A 16,366-nucleotide genomic window follows, 5' to 3' on the forward strand; every position below is an offset into this window, starting at 1 on the left:
CGATTTACAGCGGGGAGTCCTGGCTGATTTCATCCAGAGAGAGATGAAAGCTCGGGACAAACACCTGCATAAAATAATCCATTTCATCGCTGCGGCGGGATTCCAGCGTTTTCTCGAGCCGGCCTTTGGCCAGTAAAAATTCGTTATTCCCGGCCGACAGCTCTTCGAGGCATTTCAGATAGGCGCAGAGCGCATCGGCCTGCTTGACGATTGATTTTTCCTCTTCGCTGTAGCTGTGTTCATCAATCAGCGGCTCAAAAATATCGCGCAGCTCGTCGGGGACCATATCGATCAGCTTCTGCTGGGCAATTTTCTCAATGGCCTTATATTCCTGGGCGATCTGCGAGTTGAAATATTTTACCGGTGTCGGCAGATCGCCGGTTAAAACTTCCGACGCATCATGGTACATCGCCAGCAGCGCGATCCGCTCGGCATTAACGTTGCCCGCAAACTTGCGATTCTTAATTGCCGCCAGCGCATGGGCGACCATGGCGACCTGCAGACTATGCTCGGACACGTTTTCGGTACGCACGTTGCGCATCAGCGGCCAGCGGTTAATCAGCTTCAGGCGGGAGAGGTGGGCAAAGAAATGACTCTGACTCATAAGGACCCTTAATCAGTGACGACATCGGGTTCCATTGTGCGCAGGGATTGCCGCCGGATGCAAATACCGGCGGCGGGTTCGACTTATCAGAGCTGGTGATAGCCCGAGAGGAAGCGGCCGAAACGTGAAATGGCCATTTCCAGATCGTCTTCGCGAGGCAGGGTCACGATACGCACGTGATCCGGCCACGGCCAGTTAAAGGCGGTACCCTGTACCAGCAGCACTTTCTCCTGCAGCAGGAAGTCGAGCACCATTTTCTGATCGTCGTGAATGTTAAAGCGCTTAGCGTCTATTTTCGGGAACATATAGAGCGCGCCTTTCGGCTTCACGCAGGAGACACCCGGGATCTCGTTAATCAGCTCCCAGGCGCGGTTACGCTGTTCATACAGGCGCCCGCCGGGAACAATAAACTCGCTGATGCTTTGATAGCCGCCAAGGGCCGTCTGAATGGCATGCTGCGCCGGAACGTTGGCACACAGGCGCATGGAGGCCAGCATTTCCAGGCCTTCGATATAGCCCTTAGCGTGTTTTTTCGGTCCGTTCAACACCATCCAGCCCTGGCGGAAGCCGGCGACGCGATAGGTTTTTGACAGGCCGTTAAAGGTAATCGTCAGCAGATCGGGAGCCAGCGCGGCGATCGAGTGGTGCTGGGCTTCGTCGTAGAGGATCTTGTCGTAGATTTCATCAGCAAAGATGATCAGATTATGCTGGCGAGCAATTTCGACGATCTCCAGCAGCAGCTCTTTTGAATAGACCGCGCCGGTCGGGTTGTTCGGGTTAATAATCACGATCCCGCGGGTGCGTGGGGTGATTTTTGCGCGAATATCGTCGAGATCCGGGAACCAGTCGGCGGATTCATCGCAAAGATAGTGCACTGCTTTGCCGCTGGAGAGCGATACTGCCGCCGTCCACAGGGGATAATCCGGCGCCGGGACCAGCATTTCGTCACCGCTGTTCAGCAGCGCCTGCATGGCCTGGACAATCAGTTCCGATACGCCGTTGCCGATATAAATATCTTCAACCGTCACGTCGCGCATGCCGCGGGCCTGATAATGCTGCATGATAGCTTTGCGCGCCGAGTAGAGGCCTTTAGAGTCGCAGTAGCCCTGGGCGGTCGGTAAATTACGAATGACGTCAACGAGGATTTCATCCGGGGCATCGAAGCCAAACGGCGCCGGGTTGCCGATGTTCAGCTTGAGGACTTTATTGCCTTCTTCTTCAAGGCGCTTCGCTTCTTTGAGAACCGGGCCGCGGATGTCGTAACAGACGTTGTCTAACTTGCTGGATTTTTCGATAGGGGACATGAATCTTTGCCTTTTTAGCTGTTATCGCCACTCCCTGCCGTGGAAGTCAGCTCGGAACAATGTACTCTTCATCCCCGCTGTTTTGAAGGGTTAGCAGGAGAAGATTTTGCTAATATTCTTTTTTTAGGGTAATTGATTTATCTGTTGATTGGCTTCCGTGTTTATATAATATGCCTGTAAGTCGTATTTTATTGGTCATATCTTGTGGTTTTATCGCTATATGATGAGCGTTTATCTGGTTTGAGACGGCGGGGAGGTCCTGCGCTGATACTTTTTTGCTCACAAAAAAGCACTATGCTTTTAACTGACGGGGGAAGACTGTAGCGGTAATGTTAAATATACTTAATAAAAACATCTAAGAGATTAATGAGTCTTATTTTTTTGGCAATGAATAATCCTGGTTTTGTTAATTTAATTAAAGTCCTGAAAAAATGTTTAAAATTATATTTAATAATACTGATTTACCCTTATAAATAAGGCTGTTTTCGGTTAGGATGTCGTTGTTAATATCAAATAAACCTCGTAAATAATGCGGTTTTTATTGTTAATATATTGTTATTGCAGGTTTTTTGTTTGTCGTTCAGCAAGCTTTTGCGTAGGCAGACTGCGTATTGACGTGCAGGGCTGCGCTGTAGATGGCTTTTTGAATCAGGTCACATAAAGCGGCTCGCCGTAATTAGAAAAAGCTTAGGCGTACGAACAAAATATGACTCAGAGGTTCCGCACAATTGACGCGGACGAGCACTTTCAAATGCAATAACGTTCTTCCAGCTGTTGCCCGTTTCCTTTTTGCGGATGACACGAGGCTCAAGGAATAGCCGGAAACCTGGAGCACAGCATCAACAAGGCAGGTCAGCGATAGCTACCTGTGAGTGAAGCAACATGATGAATGCAAATCGTCCAATACTAAATCTCGACCTCGATCTGCTGAGAACGTTTGTTGCCGTTGCCGATTTGAGTACGTTTGCTGCCGCCGCTACGGCGGTACGCCGTACCCAGTCTGCGGTGAGCCAGCAGATGCAGCGGCTGGAGCAGCTGGTCGGAAAAGAGCTCTTTGCCCGCCACGGGCGCAATAAGCTATTAACTGAGCAAGGCATTCAGCTGCTCGGCTATGCGCGTAAAATTCTGCGCTTTAACGACGAAGCCTGCATGTCGTTGATGTTTAGCAGCTTGCAGGGGACGTTGACTATCGGCGCCACCGACGAAACGGCGGATACTATTTTACCGTTTTTGCTTAATCGGATCGGCAGCTTCTACCCGCGGCTGACCCTGGAAATTAAGGTATTCAATCATGCCGAGGCGGTGGAGAGACTGGCAAACGGCGCGATAGATCTGGCGTTGACCACCCATCAGTCTGACAGCTTTGAAATGCTGACGCTGCGCACGTCGCCAACCCTGTGGTACTGCGCGGCGGACTACGTGCTGCCGCACGAGGCGTCGGTACCGCTGATCCTGCTTGAGGGGCCCGGCCCCTTCCGGGATGATATTACCTCGGCGCTCAATAGCGCGAAGACGCCGTGGCATTTGGCCCACTCGGCATCCTCACTGGCAGGCGTTAAAGCGGCGGTGAAAGCCGGGCTTGGCGTGACGGCGCGGCCGGTTGAGATGATGAGCCCCGAGCTGCGGGTGGTTGGCAAGAGCGACGGCCTGCCGGGATTACCGGATACTCGCTACGTTTTGAGCTGCGATCCGCAGAGCGTGAGCGAACTGGCGCAGGCCATCTTTCAGTCGCTGAGCCAGGACCATAATCCCTGGTCGTCGGACCCGCTCTTTACCCCCGAAGGGGGAGGCCATACCCTCATCTCCTGAGGGGTATTTAAGCCACATTGGTCACAAAAAGCTGGTAACAAAATGTAAATGCAAAAAGGAGCCGCTGAGGTGAGAATTAGACCCTGCGGTTCTTTTTTTTCTTATTTTACAGTTATTTTTAATATATTGTTGTTTTATTGTTATTAATATCAGTTGGTTAGTGGTGATCCGACCTACACTTCTCTACTTTTCCCTGCACTTTCAATAGTTCATGCTAATGTTAAAAAACGGGCCAGTTTGTTGCTGTTTTTTTGGTTTAATTAACAAAAGCGTGTCACAGATCAAGAAAATACCCCTCCTTAGGGGGAGGAATCGAGGCTAAATCCTGTCAAAATAGGCGGGTAATTATGATTTACAATGGAAACGGACACGATTCAACAACACTAAATCCAATTGGTATGCAAGGTTATTTCGCATAAAAGGGCATTTAATGTTAATGAAAAAAACGTAATGTAAATTAATGTTGTTAAAACTTTTGTTGAAGTTGACAAAAGGTTAAAGAAAGGGGTAAAAAGCCAGCGCATGTGGCCTTCTACGATAAGTAGGGACGCTTTTTTGCAAGGTTATTTTTTTATTCCTCCCCGTGAAACGCTGTGGCGTTCATCTGCCAGTAAGAGCAGAGGGTTTAGCGCTACACTTTTTTGGTTAAGCAATGCGTATGTCAACATCCACTGAAGTCATCGCTCATCATTGGGCATTCGCTATATTTCTCATCATTGCCATCGGCCTGTGCTGCCTGATGCTTGTCGGGGGCTGGTACCTCGGCGGTCGCGCGCGCGCGCGAAGCAAAAACACGCCGTTTGAATCGGGGATCGACTCCGTTGGTTCGGCTCGCTTACGTCTTTCTGCGAAGTTTTATCTGGTTGCCATGTTCTTCGTTATCTTCGACGTGGAAGCCCTGTATCTCTACGCATGGTCGACCTCTATCCGCGAAAGCGGTTGGGTTGGCTTTGTGGAAGCCGCAATTTTCATTTTAGTGCTACTGGCTGGTCTGGTTTATCTCGTACGTATCGGCGCACTGGATTGGACGCCTGCGCGTTCCCGTCGCACGCTGGTTAACTCAGAAACAGACAGTCCCACTAACCGTCATATGCAGTAAAAGCGAGGCAATAAGATGGATTATACGCTCACCCGCATAGATCCTAACGGTGAGAACGACCGTTACCCCCTGCAAAAACAGGAGATCGTAACTGACCCCCTGGAGCAAGAAGTCAACAAAAGCGTGTATATGGGGAAACTCGAACACGCGCTGCATGACATGGTGAACTGGGGCCGTAAGAACTCAATCTGGCCCTATAACTTCGGCCTTTCTTGCTGCTACGTAGAAATGGTGACGTCATTCACCGCGGTGCATGACGTCGCGCGTTTTGGCGCAGAAGTTCTGCGTGCCTCTCCTCGTCAGGCTGACCTGATGGTGATCGCGGGCACCTGCTTCACCAAGATGGCACCGGTTATTCAGCGTCTTTACGATCAGATGCTGGAGCCGAAATGGGTTATTTCCATGGGGGCGTGTGCCAACTCCGGCGGTATGTACGATATTTATTCTGTCGTGCAGGGCGTAGATAAATTTATTCCGGTTGATGTTTACATCCCGGGCTGTCCGCCGCGTCCGGAAGCTTATATGCAGGCGCTGATGCTGCTGCAGGAATCTATTGGTAAAGAGCGCCGTCCTCTCTCGTGGGTGGTTGGCGATCAGGGCGTTTATCGCGCCAACATGCAGTCGGAACGTGAGCGTAAACGCGGCGAACGCATTGCAGTGACCAATCTGCGGACTCCGGACGAGATTTAATTTGCGCCTGCGGGCGGCGGTAAAATACTTCGCAAATCAATCTACAACAGCGCGAAGCGTCGCCCGGCAGAACGACGGACCTTTTGCAATGGTGAACAATATGACCGATTTAAACGCGCATGATGCCGCACCAGCCTGGCAAACCCGCGATCACCTTGATGACCCGGTGATCGGCGAACTGCGCAATCGTTTTGGCCCGGATGGCTTTACCGTTCAGCCAACTCGTACCGGTGTACCGGTAGTTTGGGTGAAGCGCGAGCAGCTGCTCGAGGTGGCCGATTTCCTGAAGAGATTGCCAAAACCTTACATCATGCTGTTCGATCTGCACGGCATGGACGAACGTCTGCGCACCCACCGTGACGGGCTACCCGCCGCGGATTTTTCCGTTTTCTATCACCTGATTTCTATCGAACGCAATCGCGATATCATGCTCAAGGTAGCATTATCCGAAAACGATCTGCGCGTGCCGACATTGACCAAACTGTTCCCTAACGCCAACTGGTATGAGCGTGAAACGTGGGAAATGTTTGGCATTGATATCGAAGGCCACCCGCACCTGACGCGCATCATGATGCCACCGACCTGGGAAGGCCACCCGCTGCGTAAAGACTATCCGGCACGCGCCACCGAATTCGACCCGTTTGAGCTGACGAAAGCGAAACAGGATCTGGAAATGGAAGCGCTGACCTTCAAGCCGGAAGAGTGGGGCATGAAGCGCGGGACCGAAAATGAGGACTTTATGTTCCTTAACCTCGGCCCGAACCACCCCTCCGCGCACGGTGCTTTCCGTATCGTTCTGCAGCTGGATGGCGAAGAGATCGTCGACTGCGTTCCGGATATCGGCTACCACCACCGCGGTGCTGAAAAGATGGGCGAGCGCCAGTCGTGGCACAGCTACATTCCTTACACCGACCGAATCGAATATCTCGGCGGCTGCGTCAATGAGATGCCGTACGTGCTGGCGGTAGAAAAGCTGGCGGGTATAACCGTGCCGGATCGCGTCAACGTGATTCGCGTGATGCTCTCCGAGCTGTTCCGCATCAACAGCCACCTGCTGTACATCTCCACCTTTATTCAGGACGTTGGCGCCATGACGCCGGTGTTCTTTGCCTTTACCGATCGCCAGAAAATCTACGATCTGGTAGAAGCCATCACCGGTTTCCGTATGCACCCTGCGTGGTTCCGCATCGGCGGCGTCGCGCATGACCTGCCGCGCGGCTGGGATCGCCTGCTGCGTGAATTCCTTGAGTGGATGCCAAAGCGTCTGGATTCCTACGAAAAGGCCGCGCTGCGTAACAGCATTCTGATTGGCCGTTCGAAAGGGGTGGCCGCTTACAATGCGAAAGAAGCGCTGGAGTGGGGCACCACCGGTGCTGGCCTGCGCGCGACCGGCATTGGCTTCGACGTGCGTAAATGGCGTCCGTATTCAGGCTATGAAAACTTCGACTTTGAAATCCCGACCGGCGGCGGCATCTCCGATTGCTACACCCGCGTGATGTTAAAAGTCGAAGAACTGCGCCAGAGCCTGCGCATCCTTCAGCAGTGTCTCGATAATATGCCGGAAGGGCCGTTCAAGGCGGATCATCCGCTGACCACGCCGCCGCCGAAAGAGCGCACGCTGCAGCATATCGAAACCCTGATCACCCACTTCCTGCAGGTTTCCTGGGGCCCGGTGATGCCGGCCAACGAATCCTTCCAGATGGTTGAAGCGACGAAGGGTATTAACAGTTACTACCTGACCAGCGACGGCAGCACCATGAGCTATCGCACCCGTATCCGCACGCCGAGCTATGCGCACCTGCAGCAGATTCCGGCGGCGATTCGCGGCAGCCTGGTATCCGATCTTATCGTATATCTGGGTAGTATCGATTTTGTTATGTCAGACGTGGACCGCTAATTATGCACGAAAATCAACAACCACAAACCGAGGCTTTTGAGCTGAGTGCGGCAGAACGTGAGGCAATTGAGCACGAGAAGCACCACTACGAAGACCCGCGTGCGGCGTCCATCGAAGCGCTGAAGATCGTTCAGAAACAGCGCGGCTGGGTGCCGGATGGCGCGATCTATGCGATCGCAGACGTACTGGAGATCCCGGCAAGCGATGTCGAAGGCGTTGCGACCTTCTACAGCCAGATCTTCCGTCAGCCGGTTGGCCGTCACGTTATTCGCTACTGCGACAGCGTGGTGTGTCACATCACCGGCTATCAGGGGATTCAGGCCGCACTTGAGCAAAAGCTGAATATCAAGCCGGGTCAGACGACGTTTGATGGCCGCTTTACCCTGTTACCGACCTGCTGTCTGGGTAACTGTGATAAAGGCCCAAGCATGATGATTGATGAAGACACCCACAGTCATCTGACGCCGGAAGGAATTCCTGATTTGCTGGAGCGGTATAAATGAAAAACGTTATCCGAACTCCCGAAACGCATCCGCTAACCTGGCGCCTGCGCGATGACAAACAGCCGGTATGGCTGGATGAGTATCAGAGCAAAAACGGCTACGAGGGCGCCCGTAAGGCACTGCTGGGCCTGGCGCCGGATGAGATCGTCAATCAGGTGAAAGACGCCGGCCTGAAAGGGCGCGGCGGCGCGGGCTTCTCCACCGGTCTGAAGTGGAGCCTGATGCCGAAAGACGAATCCATGAACATCCGTTACCTGCTGTGTAACGCCGATGAGATGGAGCCGGGCACCTATAAAGACCGCCTGCTGATGGAGCAGCTGCCGCACCTGCTGGTGGAAGGCATGCTGATCTCCGCGTTTGCGCTGAAAGCGTACCGCGGCTACATCTTCCTGCGCGGCGAATATATTGAAGCGGCGGTTCATTTACGCCGTGCCATTGCCGAAGCGACCGAAGCCGGCCTGCTGGGCAAAAACATTCTCGGCACCGGTTTCGATTTCGAACTGTTCGTGCACACCGGGGCAGGGCGCTACATCTGCGGTGAAGAGACCGCGCTGATTAACTCCCTCGAAGGTCGTCGCGCCAACCCGCGCTCCAAGCCGCCGTTCCCGGCGAGCTCCGGCGTTTGGGGTAAGCCGACCTGCGTCAACAACGTTGAGACCCTGTGTAACGTCCCGGCCATTCTGGCCAACGGCGTCGAGTGGTATCAGAACATTTCTACCAGCAAAGATGCCGGTACCAAGCTGATGGGCTTCTCTGGCCGGGTGAAAAATCCGGGCGTCTGGGAGCTGCCGTTTGGTACCACCGCGCGTGAAATCCTCGAAGACTATGCCGGCGGTATGCGTGATGGCCTGAAGTTTAAAGCCTGGCAGCCGGGTGGTGCAGGGACTGACTTCCTGACCGAAGCGCATCTCGACCTGCCGATGGAGTTCGAAAGTATTGGTAAAGCGGGGAGCCGTTTGGGTACCGCGCTGGCGATGGCCGTCGACCACGAGATTGGCATGGTTTCGCTGGTGCGTAACCTTGAAGAGTTCTTCGCCCGTGAGTCCTGCGGCTGGTGTACGCCATGTCGCGATGGCCTGCCGTGGAGCGTGAAGATCCTGCGCGCCATTGAGCGCGGCGAAGGCCAGCCGGGTGATATCGAGACACTTGAGCAACTGTGTCGATTCCTTGGGCCGGGTAAAACCTTCTGCGCGCATGCGCCAGGCGCGGTCGAACCGCTGCAAAGCGCCATTAAATATTTCCGCGACGAATTCGAAGCAGGCATTAAGCAGCAGTTCAGTAATACCCATGCAATCAACGGGATTCAGCCGAACCTGCTTAAGACGCGCTGGTGATTCCCACCGACTCATTCAGCCTGCGTCAAGACGGCAGCTGAGTGAGGAAGTGGTAACGATTTTTTTAATTTGGAAGCATGCTAATGGCTACGATTCATGTAGACGGCAAAGAATACGAGGTCAACGGAGCGGACAACCTGCTAGAGGCTTGTCTCTCTCTCGGTCTTGATATTCCATACTTTTGCTGGCACCCGGCGCTCGGGAGCGTCGGCGCTTGCCGCCAGTGTGCGGTGAAGCAATATCAAAACGCGGAAGACACGCGTGGTCGCCTGGTGATGTCCTGTATGACACCGGCATCGGACGGCACTTTTATTTCCATTGACGACGGCGAAGCGAAGCAGTTCCGCGAAAGCGTGGTTGAGTGGCTGATGACCAACCACCCGCACGACTGTCCGGTCTGCGAAGAGGGCGGTAACTGCCACCTGCAGGATATGACCGTGATGACCGGTCATAGCTTCCGTCGCTACCGCTTTACCAAGCGCACCCACCGCAATCAGGATCTGGGGCCGTTCATCTCGCATGAAATGAACCGCTGCATCGCTTGCTACCGCTGCGTACGCTACTACAAAGACTACGCTGACGGCACCGATCTGGGCGTTTATGGCGCTCACGACAACGTCTACTTCGGTCGTCCGGAAGACGGCGTGCTGGAGAGCGAATTCTCCGGCAACCTGGTTGAGGTCTGCCCGACCGGCGTGTTCACCGATAAAACGCACTCCGAGCGCTATAACCGTAAATGGGATATGCAGTTTGCGCCAAGCATCTGCCAGCAGTGCTCCATCGGTTGTAACATCAGCCCGGGTGAGCGTTACGGCGAACTGCGTCGTATCGAAAACCGCTACAACGGCACCGTCAACCGCTACTTCCTCTGCGACCGCGGTCGTTTCGGCTATGGCTACGTGAACCTGAAAGACCGTCCGCGTCAGCCGGTTCAACGCCGCGGCGACGACCTAATCGCCCTCAACGCCGAACAGGCCATGCAGGGTGCGGCGGATATTCTGCGTCAGTCGAAAAAAGCGATCGGCATCGGCTCCCCGCGCGCCAGCCTCGAAAGCAACTTTGCGCTGCGCGAGCTGGTCGGCGCCGAGAACTTCTATACCGGCATCGCTAAAGCTGAGCAGGAACGTCTGCAGATGATGCTGACGGTGCTGCGCGACGGCGGTATTCATACCCCGACGCTGCGCGACATTGAATCCTACGATGCGGTACTGGTGCTGGGGGAAGATATTACCCAAACCGGCGCCCGCATTGCGCTGGCCGTACGCCAGGCGGTGAAAGGTAAAGCGCGTGAAATGGCCGCGGCGCAGAAAGTCGCCGACTGGCAGATTGCCGCGATCCTTAATATCGGCCAGCGTGCGAAGCATCCGCTGTTTGTCACCAATATCGACGACACCCGTCTGGACGACGTCGCCGCGTGGACCTACCGCGCGCCGGTTGAAGATCAGGCGCGGCTGGGCTTCGCCATCGCGCACGCGCTGGATGAAACCTCGCCGGCGGTGGAAGGCCTGAGCAAAGATCTGCAGGGCAAAATTGACGTGATCGTCCAGGCGCTGGCCGGGGCGAAGAAACCGCTGATCGTCTCCGGAACCAACGCCGGTAGCATCGAGATTATTCAGGCGGCGGCCAACGTGGCTAAGGCGCTGAAAGTTCGCGGCGCAGACGTCGGTGTGACCATGGTTGCCCGCGCGGTGAACAGCGTCGGTCTGGGTATGATCGGCGGCGGTTCGCTGGAAGAGGCGTTGAGCGAGCTGGAAACCGGCGCTGCCGACGCGGTTATCGTGCTGGAAAACGATCTGCATCGTCATGCTTCCGCCGCGCGTGTAGACGCTGCGCTGGCCAAAGCGCCGCTGGTGATGGTTGTTGACCATCAGCGCACCGCGATCATGGAAAAAGCGCACCTGGTGCTCTCTGCGGCAAGCTTTGCAGAAAGCGACGGCACGGTGGTCAACAACGAAGGGCGCGCCCAGCGTTTCTTCCAGGTTTATGACCCGGCCTACTACGATGCGAATACCGTGATGCTGGAGAGCTGGCGCTGGCTGCATTCTCTGCACAGCACCGTCGACAACCGTCAGGTTGACTGGACGCAGCTGGACCACGTGATTGACGCGGTGGTGGCTAAGCTGCCGCAGCTAGCAGGCATTAAAGATGCCGCGCCGGACGCGAGCTTCCGCATTCGCGGTCAGAAGCTGGCCCGTGAACCGCATCGCTACAGCGGCCGCACGGCGATGCGCGCCAATATCAGCGTGCATGAACCGCGCCAGCCGCAGGACAAAGACACCATGTTTGCCTTCTCGATGGAAGGGAACAACCAGCCGTCCGCCCCGCGCTCGCAAATTCCGTTTGCGTGGGCGCCGGGCTGGAACTCACCGCAGGCGTGGAACAAATTCCAGGATGAAGTGGGCGGTAAGCTGCGCCACGGCGATCCGGGCGTGCGCCTGATTGAAGCCTCCGCCGAGGGTCTGGACTACTTTACCGCGGTGCCGGCAAGCTTCCAGGCCGAAGAAGGGAAATGGCGGATTGCGCCGTACTACCATCTGTTCGGCAGCGATGAGCTGTCGCAGCGCTCGCCGGTGTTCCAGAGCCGCATGCCGCAGCCGTATCTCAAGCTTAACCCGGAAGATGCCGCGAAGCTTGGCGTCAACGCGGGGGCGATGGTTTCCTTCAGCGTTGAGGGTCATCTGCTCAGCCTGCCGCTGATTATCTCTGCGGGCCTGACGGCAGGGCAGGTTGGCCTACCGATGGGGATGCCTGGCATTGCGCCGGTTCTGACCGGAGCGCGTATTGATACTCTGCAGGAGGCAAAAGCATGAGTTGGTTAACACCGGATCTCATCGACATTCTGTTAAGCATCCTGAAGGCGGTGGTCATTCTGCTGGTGGTTGTCACCTGTGGCGCATTCATGAGCTTCGGCGAACGTCGTCTGCTCGGGCTGTTCCAGAACCGCTATGGACCTAACCGCGTCGGCTGGGGCGGTTCGCTGCAGCTGGTTGCCGACATGATCAAAATGTTCTTTAAAGAGGACTGGGTTCCGCATTTTACCGATCGCGTGATCTTTACTCTGGCCCCGGTTATTGCCTTTACCTCGCTGCTGCTGGCCTTTGCTATCGTGCCGGTCAGCCCGTCGTGGGTGGTGGCCGACCTGAACATCGGCATCCTGTTCTTCCTGATGATGGCAGGCCTGGCGGTCTACGCGGTGCTGTTTGCCGGCTGGTCGAGTAATAACAAATACTCGCTGCTGGGCGCGATGCGCGCCTCCGCGCAGACGCTGAGCTATGAAGTGTTCCTCGGCCTCTCCCTGATGGGCGTGGTGGCGCAGGCGGGATCGTTCAATATGGGCGATATCGTCAACAACCAGGCGCATCTGTGGAACGTTATCCCGCAGTTCTTTGGCTTTGTTACCTTTGCGATTGCGGGCGTGGCCGTGTGTCACCGTCACCCGTTTGACCAACCGGAAGCCGAGCAGGAACTGGCCGACGGTTACCACATCGAATATTCCGGCATGAAGTTCGGCCTGTTCTTCGTCGGTGAATATATCGGGATTGTCACCGTTTCGGCGCTGATTGTGACGCTGTTCTTCGGCGGCTGGAATGGCCCATGGTTACCTCCGTTCATCTGGTTCGCGCTGAAAACTGCGTTCTTCATGATGATGTTCATTTTGATCCGCGCATCATTACCGCGTCCACGTTATGACCAGGTAATGTCCTTTGGCTGGAAGGTATGCCTGCCATTAACGCTGATCAACTTGTTGGTAACGGCGGCTGTCATTCTCTGGCAGGCGCAATAAGGGGTGAATTGACCATGACCTTAAAAGAATTATTGGTGGGGTTCGGCACCCAGGTCCGCAGTATCTGCATGATCGGGATGCACGCCTTCGCCAAACGTGAAACCCAGATGTACCCGGAAGAGCCGGTATATCTGCCGCCGCGCTATCGTGGCCGCATCGTGCTGACGCGCGATCCGGACGGCGAAGAGCGCTGCGTTGCCTGTAACCTGTGTGCGGTAGCGTGTCCGGTAGGCTGTATCTCTTTGCAAAAAGCAGAGACCAAAGACGGCCGCTGGTACCCGGAGTTTTTCCGCATCAACTTCTCACGCTGCATTTTCTGCGGTCTGTGTGAAGAAGCGTGCCCAACCACGGCGATTCAGTTGACCCCGGACTTCGAACTGGGTGAATACAAGCGTCAGGATCTGGTGTACGAAAAAGAGGATCTGCTGATTTCCGGTCCGGGCAAATACCCGGAATATAACTTCTACCGGATGGCGGGTATGGCAATCGACGGCAAAGATAAGGGCGAAGCAGAGAACGAAGCTAAGCCTATCGACGTCAAGAGCCTGTTACCGTAAGGAGAGGGCAATGGAATTCGCTTTTTATATCTGTGGCCTTATCGCCATCCTCGCAACCCTGCGGGTGATCACCCACACTAATCCGGTGCACGCGCTGCTGTACCTGATTATTTCGCTGTTAGCGATTGCTGGCGTGTTCTTCGCGCTGGGCGCGTACTTCGCCGGGGCGCTGGAGATCATCGTCTACGCCGGGGCCATCATGGTGCTGTTCGTCTTCGTAGTGATGATGCTTAACCTGGGCGGCAGAGAAATTGAGCAGGAACGTAAGTGGCTGCAGCCGGGGATCTGGATCGGCCCGGCCATCCTTTCCGCGGTGCTGCTGGTGGTTATCGTTTATGCCATCCTCGGTCTTAACGATCAGGGCATTGAAGGCACCGCGATAAGCGCGAAAGAAGTCGGTATTGCGCTGTTTGGCCCGTACGTACTGGCGGTGGAGCTGGCCTCCATGCTGCTGCTGGCCGGTCTGGTCGTTGCCTTCCACATCGGCCGCGAAGAGCGCATCGGTGAAGTGCTGAGCAACCGCCAGAACGATAGCGACAAAAGAAAAACGGAGGAGCACGCATGATCCCCTTAACACATGGACTGATCCTCGCCGCGATCCTGTTTGTTCTCGGTCTGACGGGGCTGGTGATTCGCCGCAATCTGCTGTTTATGCTGATTAGCCTGGAGATCATGATCAACGCCGCGGCGTTAGCCTTCGTGGTTGCCGGAAGCTACTGGGGTCAGGCCGATGGTCAGATAATGTACATTCTCGCGATCAGCCTTGCGGCTGCGGAAGCGAGTATCGGTCTGGCGCTGCTACTGCAGCTCCATCGTCGCCGCCAGAACCTGAACATCGATTCAGTAAGTGAGTTGCGTGGATGAACATGCTTTCCTTAACCATTCTTTTGCCATTGATTGGCTTTGTGCTGCTGGCCTTTTCCCGCGGGCGCTGGTCGGAAAACCTCTCCGCCACTGTGGGGATGGGGTCGGTAGGCCTGGCCGCGCTAGTTACGGCCTTCGTTGGGATGGACTTCTTTGCTAACGGCAGGCAGGCGATCAGCGTTCCGCTGTGGACGTGGATGTCGGTGGGCGATTTCAACATCGGCTTTAACCTGGTGCTGGACGGTCTCTCCCTGACCATGCTCTCGGTGGTCACCGGCGTCGGTTTCCTGATCCACATGTTCGCCTCCTGGTACATGCGCGGGGAAGAGGGCTACTCCCGCTTCTTCGCCTACACCAACCTGTTTATCGCCAGCATGGTGGTTCTGGTGCTCGCCGATAACCTGCTGCTGATGTACCTCGGCTGGGAAGGCGTGGGCCTGTGCTCCTATCTGCTGATCGGTTTCTACTATACCGATCCGAAGAACGGCGCCGCGGCGATGAAAGCGTTTGTGGTGACCCGCGTCGGCGACGTGTTCCTCGCCTTCGCGCTGTTCATTCTCTACAACGAGCTGGGAACCCTGAACTTCCGCGAAATGGTCGAGCTGGCGCCCCAGCACTTCGAAGCCGGCAACAACATGCTGACGTGGGCGACGCTGATGCTGCTGGGCGGCGCGGTGGGTAAATCCGCCCAGCTGCCGCTGCAGACCTGGCTTGCGGACGCGATGGCGGGCCCGACCCCGGTCTCCGCGCTGATCCACGCCGCAACCATGGTGACCGCGGGCGTGTATCTGATTGCGCGTACGCACGGTCTGTTCCTGATGACGCCGGAAATTCTGCATCTGGTGGGTATCGTCGGTGCGGTGACGCTGGTGCTGGCAGGGTTTGCCGCGCTGGTGCAAACCGACATCAAACGCGTGCTGGCCTACTCGACGATGAGTCAGATTGGCTACATGTTCCTGGCGCTGGGCGTTCAGGCATGGGACGCGGCGATTTTCCATCTGATGACCCACGCGTTCTTCAAAGCGCTGCTGTTCCTCTCGTCCGGTTCGGTCATTCTGGCCTGCCATCACGAGCAGAACATCTTCAAAATGGGCGGCCTGCGTAAATCGATTCCTCTGGTGTACGTCTGCTTCCTGGTGGGGGGCGCGGCGCTGTCCGCACTGCCGCTCATCACCGCAGGCTTCTTCAGTAAGGATGAGATCCTCGCCGGCGCAATGGCTAACGGTCATCTCAATCTGATGGTTGCCGGCCTGGTCGGCGCGTTTATGACCTCGCTGTATACCTTCCGCATGATTTTCATCGTGTTCCACGGCAAAGAGCAGATTCACGCTCACGCAGGCAAGGGGATTACCCATCACCTGCCGCTGATTATTCTGCTGGTTCTCTCCACCTTCGTTGGCGCCATGATTGTGCCACCGCTGCAGGGCGTACTGCCGCAGACCACCGAACTTGAGCACGGCCGCGTGATGACGCTGGAAATCGTCTCCGGGATTGTGGCTATCGCCGGTATCCTGATCGCCGCATGGCTGTGGCTGGGTAAACGCACGCTGGTGACCTCCATCGCCAACAGCGCCCCTGGCCGCCTGCTCGGCACCTGGTGGTACAACGCCTGGGGCTTCGACTGGCTGTACGACAAGGTGTTCGTGAAACCGTTCCTCGGCGTGGCGTGGCTGCTGAAAAGCGATCCGCTGAACTCGATGATGAACATTCCGGCTATCCTCTCCCGCTTTGCAGGTAAAGGCCTGCTGTTAAGCGAGAACGGCTATTTACGCTGGTATGTCGCGTCAATGAGCATCGGTGCGGTTGTCGTGCTGGCGCTGCTGATGGTACTGCGTTGAGTTTGTTGGCTGGGTGAGTGATTGCCGGATGGCGCTGCACTTATCCGGCCGACAAACCCTAAAAGAATTTTAGAATTCGTTGA

14 protein-coding genes are annotated in these 16,366 nt (G+C 55.7%); 12 read left to right on the forward strand and 2 right to left on the reverse strand.

Going from position 1 to position 16,366, the window contains the following annotated elements; genetic code table 11:
- Positions 1 to 4: 4 nt before the first annotated feature.
- Both yfbR and alaA read right to left on the reverse strand, forming a co-directional pair.
- A complete protein-coding gene (yfbR, locus tag GVK32_RS11875) occupies positions 5 to 604 on the reverse strand; it encodes a 5'-deoxynucleotidase (protein WP_123709399.1) in 600 nt (199 codons plus the stop codon).
- Between the two features lie 86 nt (positions 605 to 690).
- Positions 691 to 1,908 carry an alanine transaminase AlaA gene (gene alaA / locus GVK32_RS11880; RefSeq protein ID WP_041146565.1) on the reverse strand — a complete coding sequence of 406 codons (1,218 nt, stop codon included), beginning with the start codon at positions 1,906 to 1,908 and terminating at the stop codon, positions 691 to 693.
- An 882-nt stretch (positions 1,909 to 2,790) separates the two neighbouring features.
- Between alaA and GVK32_RS11885 the strand changes: the two genes are divergently transcribed.
- The 12 genes from GVK32_RS11885 (at position 2,791) to nuoL (ending at position 16,283) form a co-directional block, all read left to right on the forward strand.
- A complete protein-coding gene (locus tag GVK32_RS11885) occupies positions 2,791 to 3,717 on the forward strand; it encodes a LysR family transcriptional regulator (protein WP_159865896.1) in 927 nt (308 codons plus the stop codon).
- A gap of 652 nt (positions 3,718 to 4,369) precedes the next feature.
- Entirely contained in the window at positions 4,370 to 4,816 is a 447-nt protein-coding gene (gene nuoA / locus GVK32_RS11890) for an NADH-quinone oxidoreductase subunit NuoA (RefSeq protein WP_004865103.1), read from the forward strand.
- Between the two features lie 15 nt (positions 4,817 to 4,831).
- Positions 4,832 to 5,506 (forward strand): NADH-quinone oxidoreductase subunit NuoB, encoded by a 675-nt coding sequence (gene nuoB / locus GVK32_RS11895; protein WP_159865899.1) that lies wholly within the window; start codon positions 4,832 to 4,834, stop codon positions 5,504 to 5,506.
- An 88-nt stretch (positions 5,507 to 5,594) separates the two neighbouring features.
- Positions 5,595 to 7,403, forward strand: coding sequence for an NADH-quinone oxidoreductase subunit C/D (gene nuoC, locus GVK32_RS11900; protein ID WP_159865902.1), 1,809 nt, complete (start codon positions 5,595 to 5,597; stop codon positions 7,401 to 7,403).
- 2 nt (positions 7,404 to 7,405) lie between these two features.
- Positions 7,406 to 7,906 (forward strand): NADH-quinone oxidoreductase subunit NuoE, encoded by a 501-nt coding sequence (gene nuoE / locus GVK32_RS11905; protein WP_041146562.1) that lies wholly within the window; start codon positions 7,406 to 7,408, stop codon positions 7,904 to 7,906.
- Positions 7,903 to 9,240 carry an NADH-quinone oxidoreductase subunit NuoF gene (nuoF, locus tag GVK32_RS11910; protein ID WP_159865904.1) on the forward strand — a complete coding sequence of 446 codons (1,338 nt, stop codon included), beginning with the start codon at positions 7,903 to 7,905 and terminating at the stop codon, positions 9,238 to 9,240. The genes nuoE and nuoF overlap by 4 nt, the downstream gene beginning before the upstream one ends.
- Positions 9,241 to 9,323: 83 nt before the next feature.
- Positions 9,324 to 12,050, forward strand: coding sequence for an NADH-quinone oxidoreductase subunit NuoG (gene nuoG, locus GVK32_RS11915; protein WP_159865907.1), 2,727 nt, complete (start codon positions 9,324 to 9,326; stop codon positions 12,048 to 12,050).
- Positions 12,047 to 13,024 carry an NADH-quinone oxidoreductase subunit NuoH gene (nuoH, locus tag GVK32_RS11920; RefSeq protein ID WP_159865910.1) on the forward strand — a complete coding sequence of 326 codons (978 nt, stop codon included), beginning with the start codon at positions 12,047 to 12,049 and terminating at the stop codon, positions 13,022 to 13,024. Before nuoG ends, nuoH begins: the two co-directional genes overlap by 4 nt.
- 14 nt (positions 13,025 to 13,038) lie before the next feature.
- Positions 13,039 to 13,581 (forward strand): NADH-quinone oxidoreductase subunit NuoI, encoded by a 543-nt coding sequence (gene nuoI / locus GVK32_RS11925; RefSeq protein ID WP_015365590.1) that lies wholly within the window; start codon positions 13,039 to 13,041, stop codon positions 13,579 to 13,581.
- A 10-nt stretch (positions 13,582 to 13,591) separates the two neighbouring features.
- Positions 13,592 to 14,146 carry an NADH-quinone oxidoreductase subunit J gene (gene nuoJ / locus GVK32_RS11930; protein WP_159865913.1) on the forward strand — a complete coding sequence of 185 codons (555 nt, stop codon included), beginning with the start codon at positions 13,592 to 13,594 and terminating at the stop codon, positions 14,144 to 14,146.
- Positions 14,143 to 14,445: an NADH-quinone oxidoreductase subunit NuoK gene (gene nuoK, locus GVK32_RS11935; RefSeq protein ID WP_002913148.1), complete on the forward strand. Its 303-nt coding sequence runs from the start codon at positions 14,143 to 14,145 to the stop codon at positions 14,443 to 14,445. The genes nuoJ and nuoK overlap by 4 nt, the downstream gene beginning before the upstream one ends.
- Positions 14,442 to 16,283 carry an NADH-quinone oxidoreductase subunit L gene (gene nuoL, locus GVK32_RS11940; RefSeq protein ID WP_041146557.1) on the forward strand — a complete coding sequence of 614 codons (1,842 nt, stop codon included), beginning with the start codon at positions 14,442 to 14,444 and terminating at the stop codon, positions 16,281 to 16,283. Before nuoK ends, nuoL begins: the two co-directional genes overlap by 4 nt.
- Positions 16,284 to 16,366 lie beyond the last annotated feature (83 nt).

It is taken from the genome of Klebsiella sp. 18074 (assembly GCF_902705905.1).
Taxonomy (GTDB): domain Bacteria; phylum Pseudomonadota; class Gammaproteobacteria; order Enterobacterales; family Enterobacteriaceae; genus Klebsiella; species Klebsiella terrigena.